General features: G+C 47.0%; 25 protein-coding genes, 1 rRNA gene and 1 pseudogene. 24 read left to right on the forward strand and 3 right to left on the reverse strand.

Annotation, left to right across the window (positions count from 1 at the left end):
- Positions 1–18 precede the first annotated feature (18 nt).
- From rpsE to rpsI, 16 genes are all read left to right on the forward strand, one after another.
- Positions 19–516, forward strand: a complete 498-nt coding sequence (rpsE, locus tag BLT35_RS20665; RefSeq protein WP_054818725.1) for a 30S ribosomal protein S5 — start codon at positions 19–21, stop codon at positions 514–516.
- A gap of 10 nt (positions 517–526) precedes the next feature.
- Positions 527–715: a 50S ribosomal protein L30 gene (gene rpmD / locus BLT35_RS20670; protein WP_054818726.1), complete on the forward strand. Its 189-nt coding sequence runs from the start codon at positions 527–529 to the stop codon at positions 713–715.
- Between the two features lie 33 nt (positions 716–748).
- Positions 749–1,189 carry a 50S ribosomal protein L15 gene (gene rplO, locus BLT35_RS20675; protein WP_054818727.1) on the forward strand — a complete coding sequence of 147 codons (441 nt, stop codon included), beginning with the start codon at positions 749–751 and terminating at the stop codon, positions 1,187–1,189.
- Complete coding sequence (gene secY / locus BLT35_RS20680; protein WP_054818728.1) at positions 1,189–2,490, forward strand: preprotein translocase subunit SecY; 1,302 nt, start codon at positions 1,189–1,191, stop codon at positions 2,488–2,490. Before rplO ends, secY begins: the two co-directional genes overlap by 1 nt.
- A gap of 88 nt (positions 2,491–2,578) precedes the next feature.
- Positions 2,579–3,229, forward strand: a complete 651-nt coding sequence (locus BLT35_RS20685; protein WP_062410379.1) for an adenylate kinase — start codon at positions 2,579–2,581, stop codon at positions 3,227–3,229.
- Complete coding sequence (map, locus tag BLT35_RS20690; protein WP_054818729.1) at positions 3,229–3,981, forward strand: type I methionyl aminopeptidase; 753 nt, start codon at positions 3,229–3,231, stop codon at positions 3,979–3,981. The genes BLT35_RS20685 and map overlap by 1 nt, the downstream gene beginning before the upstream one ends.
- 8 nt (positions 3,982–3,989) lie before the next feature.
- Entirely contained in the window at positions 3,990–4,298 is a 309-nt protein-coding gene (locus tag BLT35_RS20695; protein ID WP_054818730.1) for a KOW domain-containing RNA-binding protein, read from the forward strand.
- Positions 4,299–4,300: 2 nt separating this feature from the next.
- Positions 4,301–4,519 carry a translation initiation factor IF-1 gene (gene infA / locus BLT35_RS20700; protein ID WP_009676800.1) on the forward strand — a complete coding sequence of 73 codons (219 nt, stop codon included), beginning with the start codon at positions 4,301–4,303 and terminating at the stop codon, positions 4,517–4,519.
- A gap of 95 nt (positions 4,520–4,614) precedes the next feature.
- Positions 4,615–4,728, forward strand: coding sequence for a 50S ribosomal protein L36 (rpmJ, locus tag BLT35_RS20705; RefSeq protein WP_003333770.1), 114 nt, complete (start codon positions 4,615–4,617; stop codon positions 4,726–4,728).
- Positions 4,729–4,744: 16 nt separating this feature from the next.
- Positions 4,745–5,113, forward strand: coding sequence for a 30S ribosomal protein S13 (gene rpsM / locus BLT35_RS20710; RefSeq protein WP_062410381.1), 369 nt, complete (start codon positions 4,745–4,747; stop codon positions 5,111–5,113).
- A 19-nt stretch (positions 5,114–5,132) separates the two neighbouring features.
- Complete coding sequence (gene rpsK / locus BLT35_RS20715; RefSeq protein ID WP_013921137.1) at positions 5,133–5,528, forward strand: 30S ribosomal protein S11; 396 nt, start codon at positions 5,133–5,135, stop codon at positions 5,526–5,528.
- A gap of 128 nt (positions 5,529–5,656) precedes the next feature.
- Complete coding sequence (locus tag BLT35_RS20720; protein ID WP_054818731.1) at positions 5,657–6,601, forward strand: DNA-directed RNA polymerase subunit alpha; 945 nt, start codon at positions 5,657–5,659, stop codon at positions 6,599–6,601.
- 48 nt (positions 6,602–6,649) lie between these two features.
- Complete coding sequence (gene rplQ / locus BLT35_RS20725; protein WP_054818732.1) at positions 6,650–7,015, forward strand: 50S ribosomal protein L17; 366 nt, start codon at positions 6,650–6,652, stop codon at positions 7,013–7,015.
- 106 nt (positions 7,016–7,121) lie between these two features.
- Positions 7,122–7,898 (forward strand): tRNA pseudouridine(38-40) synthase TruA, encoded by a 777-nt coding sequence (gene truA / locus BLT35_RS20730; protein ID WP_062410382.1) that lies wholly within the window; start codon positions 7,122–7,124, stop codon positions 7,896–7,898.
- 146 nt (positions 7,899–8,044) lie between these two features.
- A complete protein-coding gene (rplM, locus tag BLT35_RS20735) occupies positions 8,045–8,482 on the forward strand; it encodes a 50S ribosomal protein L13 (protein ID WP_054818733.1) in 438 nt (145 codons plus the stop codon).
- A gap of 18 nt (positions 8,483–8,500) precedes the next feature.
- Positions 8,501–8,893 (forward strand): 30S ribosomal protein S9, encoded by a 393-nt coding sequence (rpsI, locus tag BLT35_RS20740; protein ID WP_062410383.1) that lies wholly within the window; start codon positions 8,501–8,503, stop codon positions 8,891–8,893.
- Between the two features lie 3 nt (positions 8,894–8,896).
- Here rpsI and BLT35_RS27965 read toward each other — a convergent pair.
- A pseudogene (locus BLT35_RS27965) lies at positions 8,897–9,466 on the reverse strand (mechanosensitive ion channel family protein); the annotation flags it as partial.
- Positions 9,467–9,790: 324 nt separating this feature from the next.
- Here BLT35_RS27965 and BLT35_RS20750 point away from each other — a divergent pair.
- From BLT35_RS20750 to salA, 4 genes are all read left to right on the forward strand, one after another.
- Positions 9,791–10,483, forward strand: a complete 693-nt coding sequence (locus BLT35_RS20750) for a phosphoadenylyl-sulfate reductase (RefSeq protein ID WP_074729642.1) — start codon at positions 9,791–9,793, stop codon at positions 10,481–10,483.
- A 34-nt stretch (positions 10,484–10,517) separates the two neighbouring features.
- A complete protein-coding gene (sat, locus tag BLT35_RS20755) occupies positions 10,518–11,693 on the forward strand; it encodes a sulfate adenylyltransferase (protein WP_074729643.1) in 1,176 nt (391 codons plus the stop codon).
- A gap of 71 nt (positions 11,694–11,764) precedes the next feature.
- A complete protein-coding gene (gene cwlD, locus BLT35_RS20760) occupies positions 11,765–12,523 on the forward strand; it encodes an N-acetylmuramoyl-L-alanine amidase CwlD (RefSeq protein WP_062410387.1) in 759 nt (252 codons plus the stop codon).
- Between the two features lie 55 nt (positions 12,524–12,578).
- Positions 12,579–13,694 carry an iron-sulfur carrier protein/transcriptional regulator SalA gene (gene salA / locus BLT35_RS20765; protein WP_062410388.1) on the forward strand — a complete coding sequence of 372 codons (1,116 nt, stop codon included), beginning with the start codon at positions 12,579–12,581 and terminating at the stop codon, positions 13,692–13,694.
- Between the two features lie 26 nt (positions 13,695–13,720).
- On the opposite strand, the gene gerD is transcribed toward salA, so the two are convergent.
- Positions 13,721–14,335 (reverse strand): spore germination lipoprotein GerD, encoded by a 615-nt coding sequence (gerD, locus tag BLT35_RS20770; RefSeq protein WP_254777635.1) that lies wholly within the window; start codon positions 14,333–14,335, stop codon positions 13,721–13,723.
- Between the two features lie 172 nt (positions 14,336–14,507).
- Between gerD and BLT35_RS20775 the strand changes: the two genes are divergently transcribed.
- Positions 14,508–15,107: a KinB-signaling pathway activation protein gene (locus tag BLT35_RS20775; RefSeq protein WP_074729644.1), complete on the forward strand. Its 600-nt coding sequence runs from the start codon at positions 14,508–14,510 to the stop codon at positions 15,105–15,107.
- Positions 15,108–15,136: 29 nt separating this feature from the next.
- Here the strand turns inward: BLT35_RS20775 and pdaB are convergent, their stop codons facing one another.
- Positions 15,137–15,919 (reverse strand): polysaccharide deacetylase family sporulation protein PdaB, encoded by a 783-nt coding sequence (gene pdaB, locus BLT35_RS20780; protein WP_074729645.1) that lies wholly within the window; start codon positions 15,917–15,919, stop codon positions 15,137–15,139.
- A 111-nt stretch (positions 15,920–16,030) separates the two neighbouring features.
- Here pdaB and BLT35_RS20785 point away from each other — a divergent pair, with 111 nt between their 5' ends.
- The 3 genes from BLT35_RS20785 to BLT35_RS20795 form a co-directional block, all read left to right on the forward strand.
- The gene (locus BLT35_RS20785; protein ID WP_074729646.1) at positions 16,031–16,642 is read left to right on the forward strand and encodes a stage II sporulation protein M; all 612 of its coding nucleotides are present in this window, start codon (positions 16,031–16,033) and stop codon (positions 16,640–16,642) included.
- Between the two features lie 179 nt (positions 16,643–16,821).
- Entirely contained in the window at positions 16,822–17,040 is a 219-nt protein-coding gene (locus BLT35_RS27660) for a hypothetical protein (RefSeq protein ID WP_074729647.1), read from the forward strand.
- A 320-nt stretch (positions 17,041–17,360) separates the two neighbouring features.
- A 16S ribosomal RNA gene (locus BLT35_RS20795) occupies positions 17,361–17,435 on the forward strand; the annotation flags it as partial.

The following is a 17,435-nucleotide window of genomic DNA, read 5'->3' on the forward strand; positions in this document are numbered from 1 at the left end:
CATAAGGAGGTAAAGGACTTGCGTATTGATCCCAATACTTTAGAGCTGACTGAAAAAGTCGTTCATATTAACCGCGTTGCTAAAGTAGTAAAAGGCGGTCGCCGCTTCAGCTTCAGCGCACTCGTGGTTGTAGGCGACGGCAAAGGTTGGGTAGGCGCTGGAATCGGTAAAGCTTCCGAGGTACCTGACGCGATCCGTAAAGGTATTGAAGATGCAAAGAAAAACCTGATTCACGTTCCTATCGTCGGAACTACAATTCCTCATCTGGTGACCGGACACTTCGGCGCAGGTAAAGTTCTGCTTAAACCTGCTTCCAAAGGTACAGGAGTGATCGCGGGCGGCCCGGTTCGTGCCGTGCTCGAACTGGCTGGCGTAGGCGACATTTTGACGAAGTCCCTCGGATCTTCGAACTCCATTAACATGGTCAACGCTACCTTGGAAGGTTTGGGTCGTCTGAAGCGTGCGGAAGACGTGGCTAAGCTTCGCGGTAAAACCGTTGAAGAACTCTTAGGTTAGGAGGGATACCATGGCTAAGCAATTGCAAATCACCCTCAAGCGCAGCCTGATCGGTCGTCCTGAGACTCAGCGTCGTACAGTTACGGCACTTGGGCTCCGCAAGCTGAATCAAACTGTAACCCAAGCAGACAATGCCGCGATTCGCGGAATGGTAAACCAAGTCAATCACTTGGTGGAAGTTAAAGAAATCGAAGCTTAATAGACTACCATATAGCTAGAGGAGGTGCGAACGATGAAATTGCATGAGCTTACTTCTGCTCCTGGTTCACGCAGTTCCCGCAAGCGCGTAGGACGCGGTGTGGGCAGCGGTATGGGAAAAACGGCAACTCGTGGTCATAAAGGTCAAAATGCGCGTTCCGGCGGCGGTGTTCGTCCAGGATTTGAGGGCGGTCAAAATCCGCTTTATCGTCGCTTGCCAAAACGTGGATTCAACAACTATTTCCGTAAGGAATTTGCTGTTGTCAACGTTGAGGATTTGAACAAATTCGCAGCGGGTACGGAAGTTACTCCGGAGACTTTACTTGAATCCGGCATCGTGAAAAATCCAAGAGACGGTATCAAAATCTTGGGTAACGGTGAAATCACGGTTAAATTGAACGTTAAGGCCAACAAATTCTCCCAATCTGCGGTAGAAAAAATTCAGGCTGCAGGCGGTCAAACCGAGGTGATTTAATGTTTCGTACCATATCCAATATTATGAAAGTAGAGGATCTGCGCAAACGTATCATCTTCACCTTACTTGTGCTGATCGTCTACAGGATTGGTGCTTTTATTCCGGTACCTAACATCAACACGGACATTCTGAAGCTCCAAGACCAAGCCAGTCAAGGCGGCGTGTTCGGGTTGCTTAATACTTTTTCCGGCGGCGCTCTGTTCCAATTCTCCATCTTTGCGATGGGGATTATGCCTTATATCACGGCATCGATCATTGTGCAGCTGCTCTCTATGGATGTCATTCCCAGATTTGCACAATGGGCGAAAGAAGGAGAAGCAGGCCGAAAAAAGTTAGGGCAGATTACCCGTTACGGGACCATCGTGCTGGGCATCATTCAAGCGTTCGGACTTGCGATCGGTTTTAATCGTCTGTACACCGGACTGGTTATCAATCCGACATTTGCGACCTATGCTTTGATTGCTATCGTTCTCACGGCGGGCACTGCTTTTCTGATGTGGTTAGGGGAACAAATCACCGAGAATGGCATTGGAAATGGTATTTCCATTATCATCTTTGCAGGCATCGTAGCTGCCATTCCGACAAGTATACAGCAAATTTATCAAACGCAATTTGTTGATGCCGGCGGGGCGCTCTTCCTTAACTTAGTGAAACTCGTGATTATTGCGCTCGTGGTCATTGCATTGATTGCCGGTGTGATTTTCGTCCAGCAGGGCGTGCGTAAAATCCCTGTACAATATGCTAAGCGAGTGGTCGGGCGCAAAATGTTCGGAGGCCAATCGACGCATATTCCGCTCAAAGTTAACGCGGCGGGTGTCATTCCGGTTATCTTCGCGCTTTCGCTTTTGGTGTTTCCTCCGACAATTGCAAGCTTCTGGAGAGGCAATCCGGTTGCCGATTGGATTATCACGAATATGAGTTATACACATCCGCTTGGGATGGTGTTGTATGTTTTACTGATCATCGGATTCACTTACTTCTACACCTTTGTACAGATTAACCCAGTACAAATGGCGGACCAGATGAAGAAGAACGGCGGCTATATCCCGGGAATTCGACCAGGCAAAACGACATCGGCTTACCTGACGCGGGTAATGACAAGAATCACTTTGTCCGGCGCGCTTTTCCTGGCTGCCATCTCCATTCTTCCAATCATCTTTGGTGCATTGGCCGACTTGCCTCAATCCGTGCAGATTGGCGGCACATCCTTGCTGATCGTCGTCGGTGTAGGATTGGAAACGATGAAGCAAATCGAAAGCCAGTTAATCAAACGCCATTACAAAGGTTTCATTAACAAATAGTGAATAGGTACTGATAGCTGTTTTTCAAAGCTATCGGCACCTATTGTGCTGTTAGCATCAAATGATGCGAGTAGGGGAGGAAATCGTGATGAACATCATCTTTATGGGGCCTCCTGGTGCAGGTAAAGGTACCCAGGCGGAACGAATCGTTGACGAGTTTCAGATCCCGCATATTTCAACCGGTGATGCATTCAGGCTGGCGATGAAGCAGGAGACGCCGCTCGGGGTTGAAGCGAAGAAATATGTTGACCAGGGTTTGCTTGTCCCGGATGAAATTACGATCGGGATTGTTCGTGAAAGACTTGGGCAGCCTGACTGCAGTAAAGGATTTTTGCTTGACGGTTTTCCCCGGACCATCTCTCAAGCGGAGGCGCTGGATGGTATCGCGATATCGCTGGGTAAAAGCATCGAGCATGTGATTAACCTGAAAGTGGACCGGGATTTATTGCTTGCCCGTCTGACGGGTCGTAGAATTTGTAAATCTTGTGGAGCTACGTATCATATCTTGTTTAACCCTCCTGCACGTGAAAATGTTTGCGACAAATGTTCAGGTGAATTGTATCAACGTTCGGATGACAACGAAGAAAAAGTAGGGACTCGTTTGGACGAGTATATCAATAAAACCGCTCCGCTTTTGGAGTACTATCGTAACAAGGGAATATTGCGTGAGGTTAACGGTGAGCAAGAGATAAATACGGTTACTGCACAAATCAGTTCACTATTGCGAGGGCAAGCGTAATGATCATTTGTAAATCTGAAGCTGAATTGGAATTGATGCGGGAGGCTGGGCGGATTGTTGCGGAAACTCACCTGCTGCTTCAAAAACACATTCAGCCCGATATTACAACCAAAGAGCTCGATCAAATCGCTGAGGATTATATCCGAAGTCAGGGCGCAATTCCGTCTTTTAAAGGTTACAATGGTTTTTCCGGAAGTATCTGTGCTTCAGTCAACGATGAATTGGTTCACGGCATACCCGGCAAAAGAAAGCTGAAGAATGGCGATATTATTAGTATCGACATCGGTGCGCAGTATAAGGGCTACCATGGAGATTCCGCTTGGACTTACGGTGTCGGGACGATCTCCGACACGGCAAGGAAGCTTCTGGAGGTGACCGAAAGGTCGCTCTACGCAGGAATTGCCGAAGCCAAACCGGATGTCCGGCTGTACACGATATCTAACGCTATTCAGAGGTGCATTGAGAGTGAAGGTTTTTCGGTTGTCCGGGAGTATGTAGGACATGGGATTGGTACCGAGCTTCACGAGGAGCCTCAAATTCCGAACTACGGCCCGGCCGGTCACGGCCCGCGGCTAAAGCCCGGTATGGTGCTTGCGATCGAACCAATGGTCAATGTAGGGGAACGATATGTTCGAACCTTGGAAGACAATTGGACGGTCGTCACGGTGGATGGCACACTGTGCGCTCATTTCGAGCATACCATAGCGATTACGGCAGACGGTTACGAAATTTTGACGCTTCCCGGTAAGTAGGCTTTACCATGGAACCATCGAATATGCCTGTCATCGGACAAATCGTAAGGGTGAATCGGGGGCGTGATTCCGGGAAGTACGCCGTCATTATCGGCGTCGTAGACCAACGATACGTGTGGATTGCGGACGGCGGAAAACGGAAATTCGATGAACCCAAGAAGAAAAATATCATTCATCTTGATCTCCTGCCGGCGGTCAGTTCGGAAGTAGCTGATAGTCTGCGTGAGACCGGACGTGTCACGAATGGCAAATTACGTTTTGCACTCTACAGCTATGTGGACAATTTATCTGAAGAAGCGCTAGAGAAAGGAGAATGACTGTGGCCAAAGAAGATGTAATTGAAGTTGAAGGTACAGTGATTGAACCTCTTCCGAATGCAATGTTTAAAGTGGAACTGGAGAACGGTCATAAGATACTTGCTCATGTATCCGGGAAAATCAGAATGCACTTTATCCGGATCCTGCCTGGTGATAAAGTGACGGTCGAACTCTCGCCTTATGATTTGACCAGAGGCCGTATAACCTATCGTTTTAAATAAATGTAATCTTACGAAGTAAGTTTTTCTAACGAAAAACGCTGCTTATGCTTACGAAGAAAGTTTTTCTAACGAAAAACTCTTAGGAGGTAACCACCATGAAGGTTAGACCATCGGTCAAGCCGATTTGCGAAAAATGCAAAGTCATTCGCCGCAAAGGTAACGTTATGGTAATCTGTGAAAATCCGAAGCACAAACAAAAACAAGGTTAAGGAGGTGCAGGTATAAATGGCACGTATTGCTGGTGTAGACTTACCTCGTGACAAACGGGTAATCATCGCTTTGACTTACATTTTCGGTATCGGTAACACTACCGCTCAGAAGATTGTTGCTCAAACTGGTATTAATCCCGACACTCGCGTTCGCGATCTAACGGAGGATGAAGTAAGCAAAATCCGTGATGTGATCGACAAAACGTTGAAAGTGGAAGGCGACCTGCGTCGTGAAATCGCATTGAACATTAAGCGTCTCATCGAGATCGGCTGCTATCGTGGCGTTCGTCATCGCCGCGGCTTGCCTGTTCGCGGTCAACGGACGAAAACAAACGCTCGTACGCGTAAAGGACCTCGTCGTACGGTAGCTAATAAGAAAAAATAGTAAAGGAGGTAACGCATAAATGGCTAAACCAAAAAAAGTTGTTCGTACCAAACGTCGTGACCGGAAAAATATCGACTCCGGAGTGGCACATATCCGCTCCACGTTTAACAATACGATTGTCACTATTACTGACCCGCACGGAAACGCGATTTCTTGGGCTAGTGCCGGTAATCTTGGCTTTAAAGGCTCGCGTAAAAGCACTCCGTTTGCTGCTCAAATGGCTGCCGAGTCCGCTGCGAAGGCTGCTATGGAGCATGGGATGAAAGCCGTTGAGGTTATGGTTAAAGGACCAGGCGCAGGCCGTGAAGCTGCGATTCGTTCCCTTCAAGCCGCAGGGCTCGAAGTTAACCTGATCAAAGACGTAACTCCGATTCCTCATAACGGTTGCCGTCCTCCAAAACGCCGTCGTGTCTAATTCAGGATTGCTAAGTACAAGTGGTATATTTATCCAAAAGGTGAGAATACTATTTGGATAGGCATACTGCACGTCTTATACGTCTTAAGTTATCCAGAGGGAAACGACGTTTGAAGGAGGGTTAACCAATGATCGAAATCGAAAAGCCGAAAATAGAAACCGTACATTCGAGCGAAGACGGCACCTACGGGAAGTTTGTAGTTGAGCCTTTGGAAAGAGGCTACGGGACTACGCTGGGCAACTCTCTTCGCAGAATCCTGCTTTCGTCTTTACCGGGTGCGGCCGTATCATCCGTGCAAATCGACGGCGTTCTGCATGAGTTCTCCACGATTCCAGGTGTTGTGGAAGATGTTACGGAGATCATCCTTAACCTGAAGGGGCTATCGTTAAAGATTCATTCTGACGAGGAAAAGGTTCTTGAGATCGATGCCGAAGGTGAAGGTACTGTTGTGGCTGGCGATATTCGCGGCGATAGCGATGTGGAAATTCTGAATCCGGATTTGCACATTGCTACGCTTGCCTCCGACGCCCGGCTTCATATGAGAATTCATGCGAACCGCGGCCGGGGATACGTACCGGCGGATAAGAACAAGCGCGAGGACCAACTGATCGGCGTGATTCCGATTGATTCGATCTATACTCCGATCACCCGTGTCAATTACAGCGTGGAAAATACCCGCGTCGGTCAAGTCACCAACTATGATAAGCTAACCCTCGAAGTCTGGACCGATGGAAGTATCAGACCCGAAGAAGCCGTGAGCTTGGGCGCAAAAATTTTGACGGAGCATCTGATGCTCTTTGTCGGATTGACCGATGAAGCCAAAGATGCCGAGATTATGGTAGAGAAGGAAGAGGACAAGAAAGAGAAGGTTCTCGAGATGACTATCGAGGAACTGGACCTTTCTGTGCGCTCTTACAACTGCCTGAAGCGTGCGGGTATAAATACGGTGCAGGAATTGATCACGAAAACGGAAGAAGATATGATGAAGGTTCGTAACTTGGGTCGTAAATCGTTGGAGGAAGTTCAGGAGAAGCTGGAAGAGCTTGGTCTTGGACTCCGCATGGAAGATTAATTCTCAAACAAGCGAACGGTATTAATTCAACAGAAGGAGGTTGCACACATGGCATACCAAAAGTTGGGTCGTGACTCCAGTGCGCGTAAAGCTTTGTTTCGTGACCTGGTAACCGACTTATTCATACATGAACGTATTCAAACGACGGAAGCGAAAGCGAAAGAACTTCGTTCGATCGCAGAGAAGCTGATCACTTTGGCCAAGCGCGGAGATCTGCATGCGCGTCGTCAAGTAGCTGCTTTCGTTCGCCGTGAAGCAGCGAACGACAATCAAGATGCCATTCAGAAGCTTTTCTCCGATTTGGCTCCTCGCTACGCAGAACGTCAAGGTGGGTATACCCGCATTTTGAAGCTGGGACCTCGCCGCGGCGATGCAGCACCGATGGTTTACTTGGAACTTGTAGACCGGGCTTAAGAGAAAAAAGGATGGGAAAGGGTGGACGGGATCTTAGGATTCTGATGAAACCCTTTTTTTTGTAGTCAGGTAACGGTGAACGGAAATACGCACGGGAGGCTTGGCCGTGAGGAACATTTGCATGACCGTCAGCTATGACGGTACCGCGTACAATGGATTTCAAACGCAGCCGGGGAAAAATACGGTTCAGGACCAGCTTGAGCATGCATTGCTGCGATTGACAGGCGAGGAACTGAAAATTATCGCATCAGGCCGGACGGATGCAGGGGTTCATGCAAAGGGTCAAGTCATTAATTTCCATACTCATTCCCGCATACCCGTTGAACGCTTTTGCCTTGCGATGAATTCATGGCTTCCGCGGGATATCCTTGTATGGGATGCAAAGCAGGTAGAGGATGGGTTTCACGCCAGGAAATCGGCAAAGCGAAAGACATATCGATATACGATACGCTGCGGCAAATATATCGATATATTCAGGAGTCACTTTGAGGTACATCATCCGGCCCCCCTCTGTGTCGAATCGATGCGTGACGGCTTAAAGCAGTTGATAGGGGAACATGATTTTACTTCTTTTTGTTCAACTAAAACGGTGGCTCAAAGCCATGTCAGGACGATTTATGATGCCTGGATCGAATGTGAGCCGATGGATACGGAGCTGCAGTCATTCGCTATGCATATCTATTTGACCGGTAATGGTTTTTTGTACAACATGGTACGAATTATCGTAGGAACGCTCATCGATATCGGAGAAGGCAAACGGTCAAGCTCTGAGATTCGAAGCATCCTGGAGGCCAAAGATCGTTCATTGGCAGGACCCACTGCAATGCCGCACGGTTTGATGTTATGGAAAGTTTTTTATGGTGAAGAGCCATTGCGGCCTTGATTACTGCAGCTAAATGTAGTAAAATATCTAATGGTGTTTCTTGACTGGCTAACCCACGGCCCCGGGTCATGCAAACGACCATCCGACTATTAAACCTATGAACATTAAAACGAATGTGATGAAGATAGATTTAGGAGGAACATTTCATGCGTACCACATATATGGCGAAGCCAAATGAAGTTGAACGCAAATGGTACATCATCGACGCTACGGACAAGACGCTTGGACGTCTGGCCAGCGAAGCGGCAAGTATCCTGCGCGGCAAGCATAAGCCTCAATTCACTCCGCATGTTGACACCGGCGATTTCGTCATTATCATCAATGCAGAGAAAATCAACCTGACAGGTAAGAAACTGCAAAATAAAAAGTACTACCGTCACTCCTTGTATCCAGGCGGTTTGAAAGTAACTACCGCTGGAGATATGCTGAAGAACAAACCGGAGCGTATGCTGGAATTGGCAATTCACGGTATGCTTCCGAAGAATCGTTTGGGCAACCGTATTAAGCTGAAGCTTAAAGTATATGCCGGTTCGGAGCATCCGCATCAAGCACAACAACCTGAAGTTTGGGAACTTCGCGGTTAATAAAGGGAGGACTGTCTTGTGGCACAAGTACAATATTATGGCACCGGCCGTCGTAAGCATTCGGTAGCACGCGTACGCTTGGTACCGGGTGAAGGCCGTATCATTATTAATAAGCGTAATTTGGACGATTACTTTGGTTTGGAGACATTGAAACTGATCGTAAAGCAGCCTCTGAACCTAACGGATACATTGAACAAGTATGATGTATTGGTATTGGCGCATGGCGGCGGTATTTCCGGACAAGCCGGAGCCATCCGTCACGGTATTTCCCGTGCCCTGCTCAAAGTGGACCCCGAATATCGCGGTACTTTGAAAAAAGCTGGCTTCCTGACTCGTGACCCACGGATGAAAGAGCGTAAGAAATACGGCTTGAAAGCTGCTCGTCGCGCTCCTCAATTCTCGAAACGTTAATATTTATCGTTGTAAGAAAAACCTCTCCATTTCACGGAGAGGTTTTTTGTATGATGATAAATATCCGGTTAACCGGTCGTGGACGGTTGACGGATTGTGTTTCGGCTCGTAGTCCCAATCTTTACGCTCTACGCGGCGTGGATAGGAGATGTGAATGCCGGACAATTTCAATTCATTGACGAGAGCCTTTCGGATCTCCTTGCATGCCGTCCAATAGTGATCGTCTTTAACCAAGCTTGTAACGGTATATTTAGCTCCAAGAGCATTATTTTCTACATCCGGAATACCATATAGCTGCGGCTGCTCAACGGCCTGACCTTTGTCATCTAACAGGAACATCTGCGGCATCGTTGCGATAAGGCGTGTCGAAATAGCATGAACGGCTTTTTCAATGACCGCCGAGTCTGATTGGTCCTCAAAAATAATAAAAAACCCGGTAATCAAATCCTTCACCAAAGTCTGGGCACCGAAGCCTACGGCCAATCCGATCACCCCGGCACCGGCAATAATGGGGCCTACTTCCAAACCTACATTACTTAGACACATAAGGACGGCGATAATAAACAACACATATCTGGGAAAGAGAGCAGCAGCGATTCAGCAGCAGATTAGGCTCCCAAAAACTCCAGCTCCAATACTTCTCCAGAGAATCAACGGTTTCATAAGACAAGTCGTATCATACCTCCCAGTATAGAAATCTCTTCTAAATGTACTTGAATCAACCAATGGGTTCAAACTTCTTTTCACCGAAAAGGTCATAAGGCAATAAAATAGGATAAACGCCCATCGTAAAGAAAAATTTAATTTGACAAAAAGTCATGAAGAGTTATAATAAAATTCAAATACAATAAAGCGCATTAACATACTCGGAATTATTTTATAGGAGGTACTTATATTATGAATTTATTTGAAAAAGAAGAACTCATTCGTCAAGCCGCTGAAGAATATGAGAACAAGAGCCCTGAGGAACTTTTAGCCTTTGCGGTGGAAAGATTCCCGAATATTACGCTTGCCTGTAGTTTCGGGGCGGAAGATGTCGTACTTGTCGACCTGCTCCAAAAGATTAGTCCGAAAACCGATATTTTCTATCTTGATACGAATGTGCATTTTAAAGAAACGTATGAGACCCGTGACCGTCTGCAGCAGCGTTATGGCGTAGAATTTGTACAAGTACTTCCAAAGCTCACCCTGGAAGAGCAAGCGCAGCAATACGGCGAAGAATTGTGGAAGAGCGATCCGACGCAATGCTGCAATATTCGTAAGGTGGATCCGCTCACCGATATACTTAAAAATTATGATGCATGGATTACGGGAATTCGCCGTGATCAAGCTCCTACACGTGCCAACGCCAAAAAAGTAGAGTACGATGTGAAGTTCGGACTGGTCAAATTCAACCCGCTGGCAAGCTGGACATCCGAGGATGTATGGAATTATATCCGGAACAACAATATTATTTATAACCCGCTGCATGACCGCAACTACCCAAGTATCGGATGCGAGCACTGCACACGTCCGGTAGCACCAGGTGAAGACCCGAGAGCTGGTCGCTGGGCGGGCTTTGAGAAGACGGAATGCGGACTTCATAAATAAAACAGAATTCTCGGACATAGGAGGAACGTAAAAAATGGGAGAAACCATTCGGCCGCACGGAGGAACATTAATTAACCGTATTGTAGAGGGAGAGCAAAGAGATCGACTGCTGGAGCATGCCAAAGACTTGTTTCCGCTAAGAATCAATGCGTGGACGATTTCAGATCTGGATTTGATCGGCGTAGGCGCATTTTCCCCATTGACAGGGTTTATGGGTAAACAGGATTACCATTCCGTCGTAGAACGAATGAGGCTCGCTGACGGAACGGTATGGAGCCTGCCGATTACACTGGGTGTTGAAGACGAGGTCGCGAAAGATCTGGAGCCAGGCCAGGAGGCCGCGCTTGTTGGAGAGAAGGATGGCGTCATTTACGGCATTATCCGAGTGGAGAGCATCTATCAGGTAGACCAGAAGCATGAAGCCGTCAAGGTTTTTAAAACCGACGATACGGAGCATCCGGGTGTGCAAAAGCTGTATACGAAGCCTGCCACTTATGTCGGAGGACCCGTACAGGTTCTGAACCGTCCGAAGCCGGAGAAGTTCGAGGAGTTTTATTTTGATCCGGCTGAGACTCGCAAAATCTTTTCTGACAAGGGATGGAAGACGGTAGTAGGCTTTCAAACGCGTAATCCGGTTCACCGTGCCCACGAATATATCCAAAAAAGCGCGATGGAAATCGTGGATGCGCTGTTCTTGAATCCTCTTGTCGGCGAAACCAAATCTGATGATATTTCGGCTGACGTACGGATGCGCAGTTACCTTGTACTGCTTGACAACTACTATCCGAAGGATCGTGTCTTTTTGGGCGTGTTCCCTGCCGCTATGCGTTATGCGGGACCTCGTGAAGCCATTTTCCATGCGATAGTCCGCAAAAACTACGGCTGCACGCATTTCATCGTAGGGCGCGATCATGCAGGTGTAGGTGATTATTACGGTACTTATGAAGCGCAGGAAATTTTCAGCAACTTCACGGCTGAAGAGCTCGGCATTACACCATTGTTCTTCGAACACAGCTTTTTCTGCACCAAATGCGGCAATATGGCCTCGAGCAAAACTTGCCCGCACGGCAAGGAAGACCACCTTCATTTGTCGGGAACAAAGGTACGTGCGCTGCTGCGCGAAGGTCAATGCCCTCCCCCGCAATTCACCCGTCCGGAAGTGGCGGAAGTGCTCATAGAAGGTATGAAAGAGCCTGAATATCAGGTATAAGCGGCTGGTCTAATTGTCCACCTCGTCCCATAAGATGAAAGTGAGTCTATGGGATGCGAGGTGGATTTTTCATGTTCCGAAGAAGAAAGAGGGTTGTGATCTGGCTGACCATGCACAGCGGAATCAAAATTGTCATGTCCGCCATATTGGTCGCTCTTATGCTATTCATGTTGACATATGAGCTTCCTTCGACCAAAACATGGACCTACTGGACAATGCCTCTTTCAGGTAAGATCATAGCTTTGGATGCAGGGCACGGCGGACCGGATGGGGGAGCCCGCAGTAAAGACGGACTGGATGAAAAGGACGTGAATCTGGCCATCGCCAAGTATTTGCGGGATTATTTGCAGCAGGCGGGAGCGCTGGTCGTGATGACACGCGAGGATGACAGGGATTTGGCGGATCCGTCGACCAGAGGCTACAGCCGCCGCAAAACGGAGGACCTGTTGAAACGGGCGGAGTTTATCTCACAGTCAAAGACGGACTTATTTTTAAGCATTCACTTAAACAGCATACCGTCGGCCAAATGGTCAGGTGCGCAAACGTTTTTTTACCCGAATCATAGGGATAATGCTGCATTGGCTGCCTTAATTCAAGACGAAATGAAGAAAAACTTGAAGAATACCGATCGGGTGGCGAAGCAAGCAGATAAAGAGATTTATTTACTGAAAACACTCCAGATGCCCAGTGCTTTAGTGGAGGTGGGGTTCTTGTCCAACCCTGCGGAAGCGGCTTTGTTGAGAGATCCGGCGTATCAGAAAAAAGTGGCTGCCGCCATCTATCAAGGGATACTGCGCTACTATTCCGGGGAAAAAGTGGGATCGGATTGATTTTGTGGTATAATAAGCAATAACGTACATCATAATTAACGGCCGAGGTGACGATGTGGTAACCAAAGAACAGTTGCTGGCTTCATTGAGCCAGTTGAAGGATCCTGAATATGGCATAAGTTTAGCCGATTTGAATTTTGTCCGAGATGTCATGATCAAGGGAAACCATGTGTCCGCTACGGTCTTGCTTTCCAATGAAAGTGATGAAAATAAGCAGCGGCTGCAGCAAGAAATTACGGCGGCTTTCAAAAAAATCGGTACGGAGCAGGTGCACCTCCGTTTTCGTCCGCTTTCCGATTTCGAACGCAGCGAAGCGGCACGCAAAGTTCAGCAGACGGGCGTTGCGGCTGGGTCGCAAGCGGCCGCTCCCGGTGCTGCCAAGGCTGGCGTGAACGTGTTGGACCCGCAATCGGGTGTGAAATTTATCGCCGTTGCAAGCGGTAAAGGCGGTGTTGGCAAATCGACCGTTACGGTGAACCTGGCTGTTGCATTAGCGAGACTTGGCAAGAAGGTCGGGTTGGTGGATGCCGATATCTACGGCTTCAGTGTCCCTGACATGATGGGAATCGAAGAGCGGCCTCAGGCTGTGGAGAACCGTATTGCTCCAGTTGAGCGTTTCGGGGTGAAAGTCATTTCGATGGGCTTCTTTGTGGAAGAGAATACGCCGGTCATATGGCGCGGGCCAATGCTTGGCAAGATGCTTCGCAACTTTTTTAGCGAGGTCGATTGGGGAGAGCTGGATTATATTCTTCTCGACTTGCCGCCAGGTACGGGAGACGTTGCTCTTGATGTTCACCAGATGATTCCTCACAGTAAAGAAATCATCGTTACAACACCTCATGCCACTGCCGCATTCGTAGCAGCCAGAGCAGGAGCGATGGCTCTCCACACCAATCATGAAATCCTCGGTGTGGTTGAGAATATGTCGTATTATGCCTGCAGTCAATGCGGAAATAAGGATTATGTTTTCGGCCGTGGCGGCGGAGCGAAACTTGCAGAGGAGCTGCATACAAGCCTCCTTGCCCAAATCCCGCTCGGCGTACCGGATAATCATGTATCGGAGCCGGATTATTCGCCTTCGGTTTACAAAGCGGATACCGAAACCGGGCAAATCTACAAAGATGTGGCAGAGCAAGTGATTCGTCAGTTAGAAGGAACAAGACAGGCCTAAACCAAGGCCTGTCTTTATTTCATTTTTTAGCTCCCTTGCTGACCGCCCTGTTGACTTCCTCCATCACTATTTCCTCCACCGCCTCCTGAGGATTGTTGTCCTTGCTTAGGGGCAGATTCTTCCTGAAGAACCTTTTTCATTAAATTCATCAATTCCAGACGGAACAAGGGACTTTGAAGAGACTCTTGAATGACGGCTTTCATTTGAGTTCGATAGGGTGTACTTTTTATGGTTTCCAGCAGCAAATTCTCAAAATCGGGGCTTTTCATGGCATCCATCATTTGTTTTTGATATTCCGGATCCTTCATTAGATCTTTTTGAAGCTGCTTCATATTCTTTTCGATGGCTTTTGCAAACTGTCCGGCAAATCTTGGATCGGTGATCATTTTTTGAAGAAACTGGCTATTCTCCGTATCGACCAGTACATCTTTCACAGCCAATTGCAATTGCTGTGTATCGCCTGCAGAAAGGATTTGAAGCTTGCTGTTCTGTTGAATTGTAGCTTCCTGAATAGCCTTTCGACCGTCTTCGGTCTTCAGTATGTCGAGTACCATGGATTTGGTATCCTTATAGGTAGCACCGCCGTTGCCGGATGAAGCTTGAATCTCGGAACCGCAAGCCGTTAAGACGCCGACGATCAAAAGAACGGGAACTACACGGATCCATCGAGCGATCATTAGTCAGGGCTCCTTTCTTATTATTTTAGCCATAGTATTTGTAACGGATGGCGGGATTAACACAATTGTCGTTAGCTTTTTATTGTGAAGGTTGGTACAATTAACTGTTGAGATGACATATTGGAGGGTAACGGTTGTGACAATAAGAAAATGGTTTTACCTGTTTTGGACCACTCTTTTGGTTGGAGCGGTCACTGCCATCGTCACAGGGCTTGTTTTGCAATTTTCGGATCAGCAAGTGGCTCTTGGCGGCAAAGAAATCGGATTCAGTATGTTAACCATGTTTCTTGGCGGTGCTACGATCAGCGTTCTTAGCCAGATGGGCTTTTTTGCATATCTTATTATTCGCTACCTGTTTATGGGAATGTTTCGCCGCAAATGGACTTGGGATATGCTTCAAGTCATCATCATTGTGATTGTACTGTTTGATTTGGTGTATTTGCGGTATGCGCAAAGCGATGGGCAATCGGCATGGGTGGGATACTTGGTGTTCCCTGTCATTCTTACAATCGCCTCAGGGATTGTATCTTGGTGGAAGGCAAGGCTTACGAATCAAAGCGCTTGGATTCCCACGTTGTTTTTCATGATAGCGGTCACGGCGATTGAAGCCATTCCGTCGCTTCGCTTGGATAATCCCGCCTCCACGGTATTTATGTTGGTTCCGCTGTTTGCATGCAATGCATGGCAAATTTTAATTTTATCCAAAGTACTGCAAACAAATAAAGAGCCGCTATAACGGCTCTTATGTTATTTGTAAGTTTTATTTTAATGAATTTGCTTCAGGAGGGTATCCTCTACCGGTGGCTTGTTATCCACTTGCGCCAGTTTCATGAGCTGGCTGACCGTGACAAATTCAAAGCCCTTTTCTCGAAGCTGGTCAATAATAACCGGTAGGGCCTCATGAGTTTGCTTTGAGGAATCGCTGGCATGCAGCAGTATGATATCTCCCGGATGAGCTTTGCTTACTACGCGGTTGATGATGTTGTTTACCCCTGGATTTTGCCAATCCATGGAATCGGTATCCCACTGGATGACAGAATAGTTCAATTCTTCAGCAATTCGGAGCACGCGCTTATCGAAATCGCCGTTCGGCAATCGAATCAGCTGAGGAGAGGTGCCGGTGACTTCACTCAATATCTGGTGTGCCGTTCGAATTTGTGCACGGATCTCTTCATCGTTCAAACTGCTGTAATTGACGTGTTTATGCCCGTGGCTGCCAATTTCCCAACCGCCTTTCACAATTTTATTGACAATTTCCGGATGTTCCTTGCTCCATGGTGAAGACAGGAAGAAAGTGGCGTTCTTAACCCCTTTATCTTCCAGTATTTTGAGAATAGGCTCGGTCCGTTTATCCCCCCAACTAATATCGAAGGTCAGCGCCACGACTTTTTTGTCGGTTACTACGCTGTACACGGCGGATGGCTTTTGTGAAAACACGGAAACATTCTCACTTTCCGAGTAAATAATACCGGCAGCGAACAGGATCGCAACCGTAATGATCAGCGCTTGTTTTATCTTTTTGCCGCTGAAGACATAAAAATAATTCACATGCTTGGCCTCCTTTGCTCATCCTCGAATCGAAAAGGCTTGTTTAATCAAGTATTAGTAACAATGTATGCTCGTACCAATAACTTATGCTTAAATACGGAGGGATCACAGATGAAATGGAATCATGCCGTAGAACAATTAAAATTAATGAAGCATTATTTTATAGCTTCCGTTCTGGTGTTTCTGGCAGGGATGCTGATGGGTGCTTTGTACTCGGAACAATTTCAAGCCTTTATTAACACTCAATTGGAAGCGTTGAAACGAATTACAGACACGTTAGCGGAGAAACCGAATCAGCAGTGGTCGTTGTTTTGGTTGATCTTTTGGAATAATGCATCCAAATCGCTGCTTGTCATAGTCATGGGCGTACTTTTTGGAATATTCCCTTTATTTTTTCTGATTGTAAATGGACTTGTACTCGGCTATGTAGCTGTAGCGGCGGGACAAAAAGAATCCTGGCTCTTTGTAATCAAGGCGATTGTTCCGCACGGGATTTTGGAGCTTCCCGCTATTATTATTGCATGTGCTTTAGGGCTCCGGCTTGGAATGCTGTTGCTCAAAATGTTCCTGTCGATCTTCAGTCCTTCACGTTCCCTGCAAGCAAGAGAACAACTTCGTGCATTCGTCAAAGCGTTAGTTCCGATTAGCGTGATGCTTGTTATTGTATTGTTCGTCGCCGCATTAATCGAAAGTACATTCACGTTGTGGCTTGTACAGGTATAAATACAATGTGTGTCCGCTCATAAATATTCCAAAAACTGTGCATAACAATAAAACGAGCAAGATGTTTTGGAGGTCACGGTATGCAGTGGGAGTCCGGCCTTTCAGGTTCATTGCGTACTTCTGCTGCCGTCTTGTTTGTGTTTCCTGAATTTTAAGTCGAGAGGGGTTAACGCTGCCGCATGTTGGGTTTCTTATTCAATGAACGGGAATGCAAAGAGTTGAATTATGTTCTGCGTAAGGAACTGGACGAAATGCTTTTTGATTTGAATGATCAAAGAATCGATACGGATATTAAAAAAGCGATTGAATCCAGATATAAAGTAATCTTTCGTATGTATGCGCGATTAGCCTCTCCTAAAGAAATTTCGAGGTATGCCAGGAATCGCATGTATCATTAAAATCGTATGTAATCATAAAATAGGTATCAAATGACTTGACTTCAGAGGATGAGATGTGATATTTTATTACTCGTTCTCGTTATACCGAACAAGCTGTTCCAACAAAAAAATAAAAAAAGCTTGCAATCGGATAGGTGAATGTGTTATATTATAAAAGTCGCCGCTAAACGAGGTGACAATAAACGACAAGCTTTAAAAGGCTTGTACAGCAAGGTTTTAGTCGTGAAATTGCCCTTTGAAAACTGAACAACGAGTGAGTGTAAAGATAGAGAATCGAAAGATTCTCACCAGTAGTAGATAATGAGCTAATCAGCTTTTCTTTATTGGAGAGTTTGATCCTGGCTCAGGACGAACGCTGGCGGCGTGCCTAATACATGCAAGTCGAGCGCTAGGGG

Origin of the sequence: Paenibacillus naphthalenovorans (genome assembly GCF_900099895.1) — a bacterium.
Lineage (GTDB): Bacteria > Bacillota > Bacilli > Paenibacillales > NBRC-103111 > Paenibacillus_G > Paenibacillus_G naphthalenovorans.

What these genes read in the sequence shown, in the direction of transcription:
- map (WP_054818729.1), top strand. Translation starts at nt 3,229, where the DNA reads ATGATCATTTGTAAATCTGAAGCTGAATTGGAATTGATGCGGGAGGCT.
- rpmD (WP_054818726.1), top strand. Translation starts at nt 527, where the DNA reads ATGGCTAAGCAATTGCAAATCACCCTCAAGCGCAGCCTGATCGGTCGT.
- BLT35_RS20695 (WP_054818730.1), top strand. Translation starts at nt 3,990, where the DNA reads ATGGAACCATCGAATATGCCTGTCATCGGACAAATCGTAAGGGTGAAT.
- rplM (WP_054818733.1), top strand. Translation starts at nt 8,045, where the DNA reads ATGCGTACCACATATATGGCGAAGCCAAATGAAGTTGAACGCAAATGG.
- secY (WP_054818728.1), top strand. Translation starts at nt 1,189, where the DNA reads ATGTTTCGTACCATATCCAATATTATGAAAGTAGAGGATCTGCGCAAA.
- cwlD (WP_062410387.1), top strand. Translation starts at nt 11,765, where the DNA reads ATGTTCCGAAGAAGAAAGAGGGTTGTGATCTGGCTGACCATGCACAGC.
- rpsK (WP_013921137.1), top strand. Translation starts at nt 5,133, where the DNA reads ATGGCTAAACCAAAAAAAGTTGTTCGTACCAAACGTCGTGACCGGAAA.
- BLT35_RS20685 (WP_062410379.1), top strand. Translation starts at nt 2,579, where the DNA reads ATGAACATCATCTTTATGGGGCCTCCTGGTGCAGGTAAAGGTACCCAG.
- rpsM (WP_062410381.1), top strand. Translation starts at nt 4,745, where the DNA reads ATGGCACGTATTGCTGGTGTAGACTTACCTCGTGACAAACGGGTAATC.
- rplO (WP_054818727.1), top strand. Translation starts at nt 749, where the DNA reads ATGAAATTGCATGAGCTTACTTCTGCTCCTGGTTCACGCAGTTCCCGC.
- sat (WP_074729643.1), top strand. Translation starts at nt 10,518, where the DNA reads ATGGGAGAAACCATTCGGCCGCACGGAGGAACATTAATTAACCGTATT.
- BLT35_RS20750 (WP_074729642.1), top strand. Translation starts at nt 9,791, where the DNA reads ATGAATTTATTTGAAAAAGAAGAACTCATTCGTCAAGCCGCTGAAGAA.
- BLT35_RS27660 (WP_074729647.1), top strand. Translation starts at nt 16,822, where the DNA reads ATGTTGGGTTTCTTATTCAATGAACGGGAATGCAAAGAGTTGAATTAT.
- rpmJ (WP_003333770.1), top strand. Translation starts at nt 4,615, where the DNA reads ATGAAGGTTAGACCATCGGTCAAGCCGATTTGCGAAAAATGCAAAGTC.
- BLT35_RS20720 (WP_054818731.1), top strand. Translation starts at nt 5,657, where the DNA reads ATGATCGAAATCGAAAAGCCGAAAATAGAAACCGTACATTCGAGCGAA.
- rplQ (WP_054818732.1), top strand. Translation starts at nt 6,650, where the DNA reads ATGGCATACCAAAAGTTGGGTCGTGACTCCAGTGCGCGTAAAGCTTTG.
- BLT35_RS20785 (WP_074729646.1), top strand. Translation starts at nt 16,031, where the DNA reads ATGAAATGGAATCATGCCGTAGAACAATTAAAATTAATGAAGCATTAT.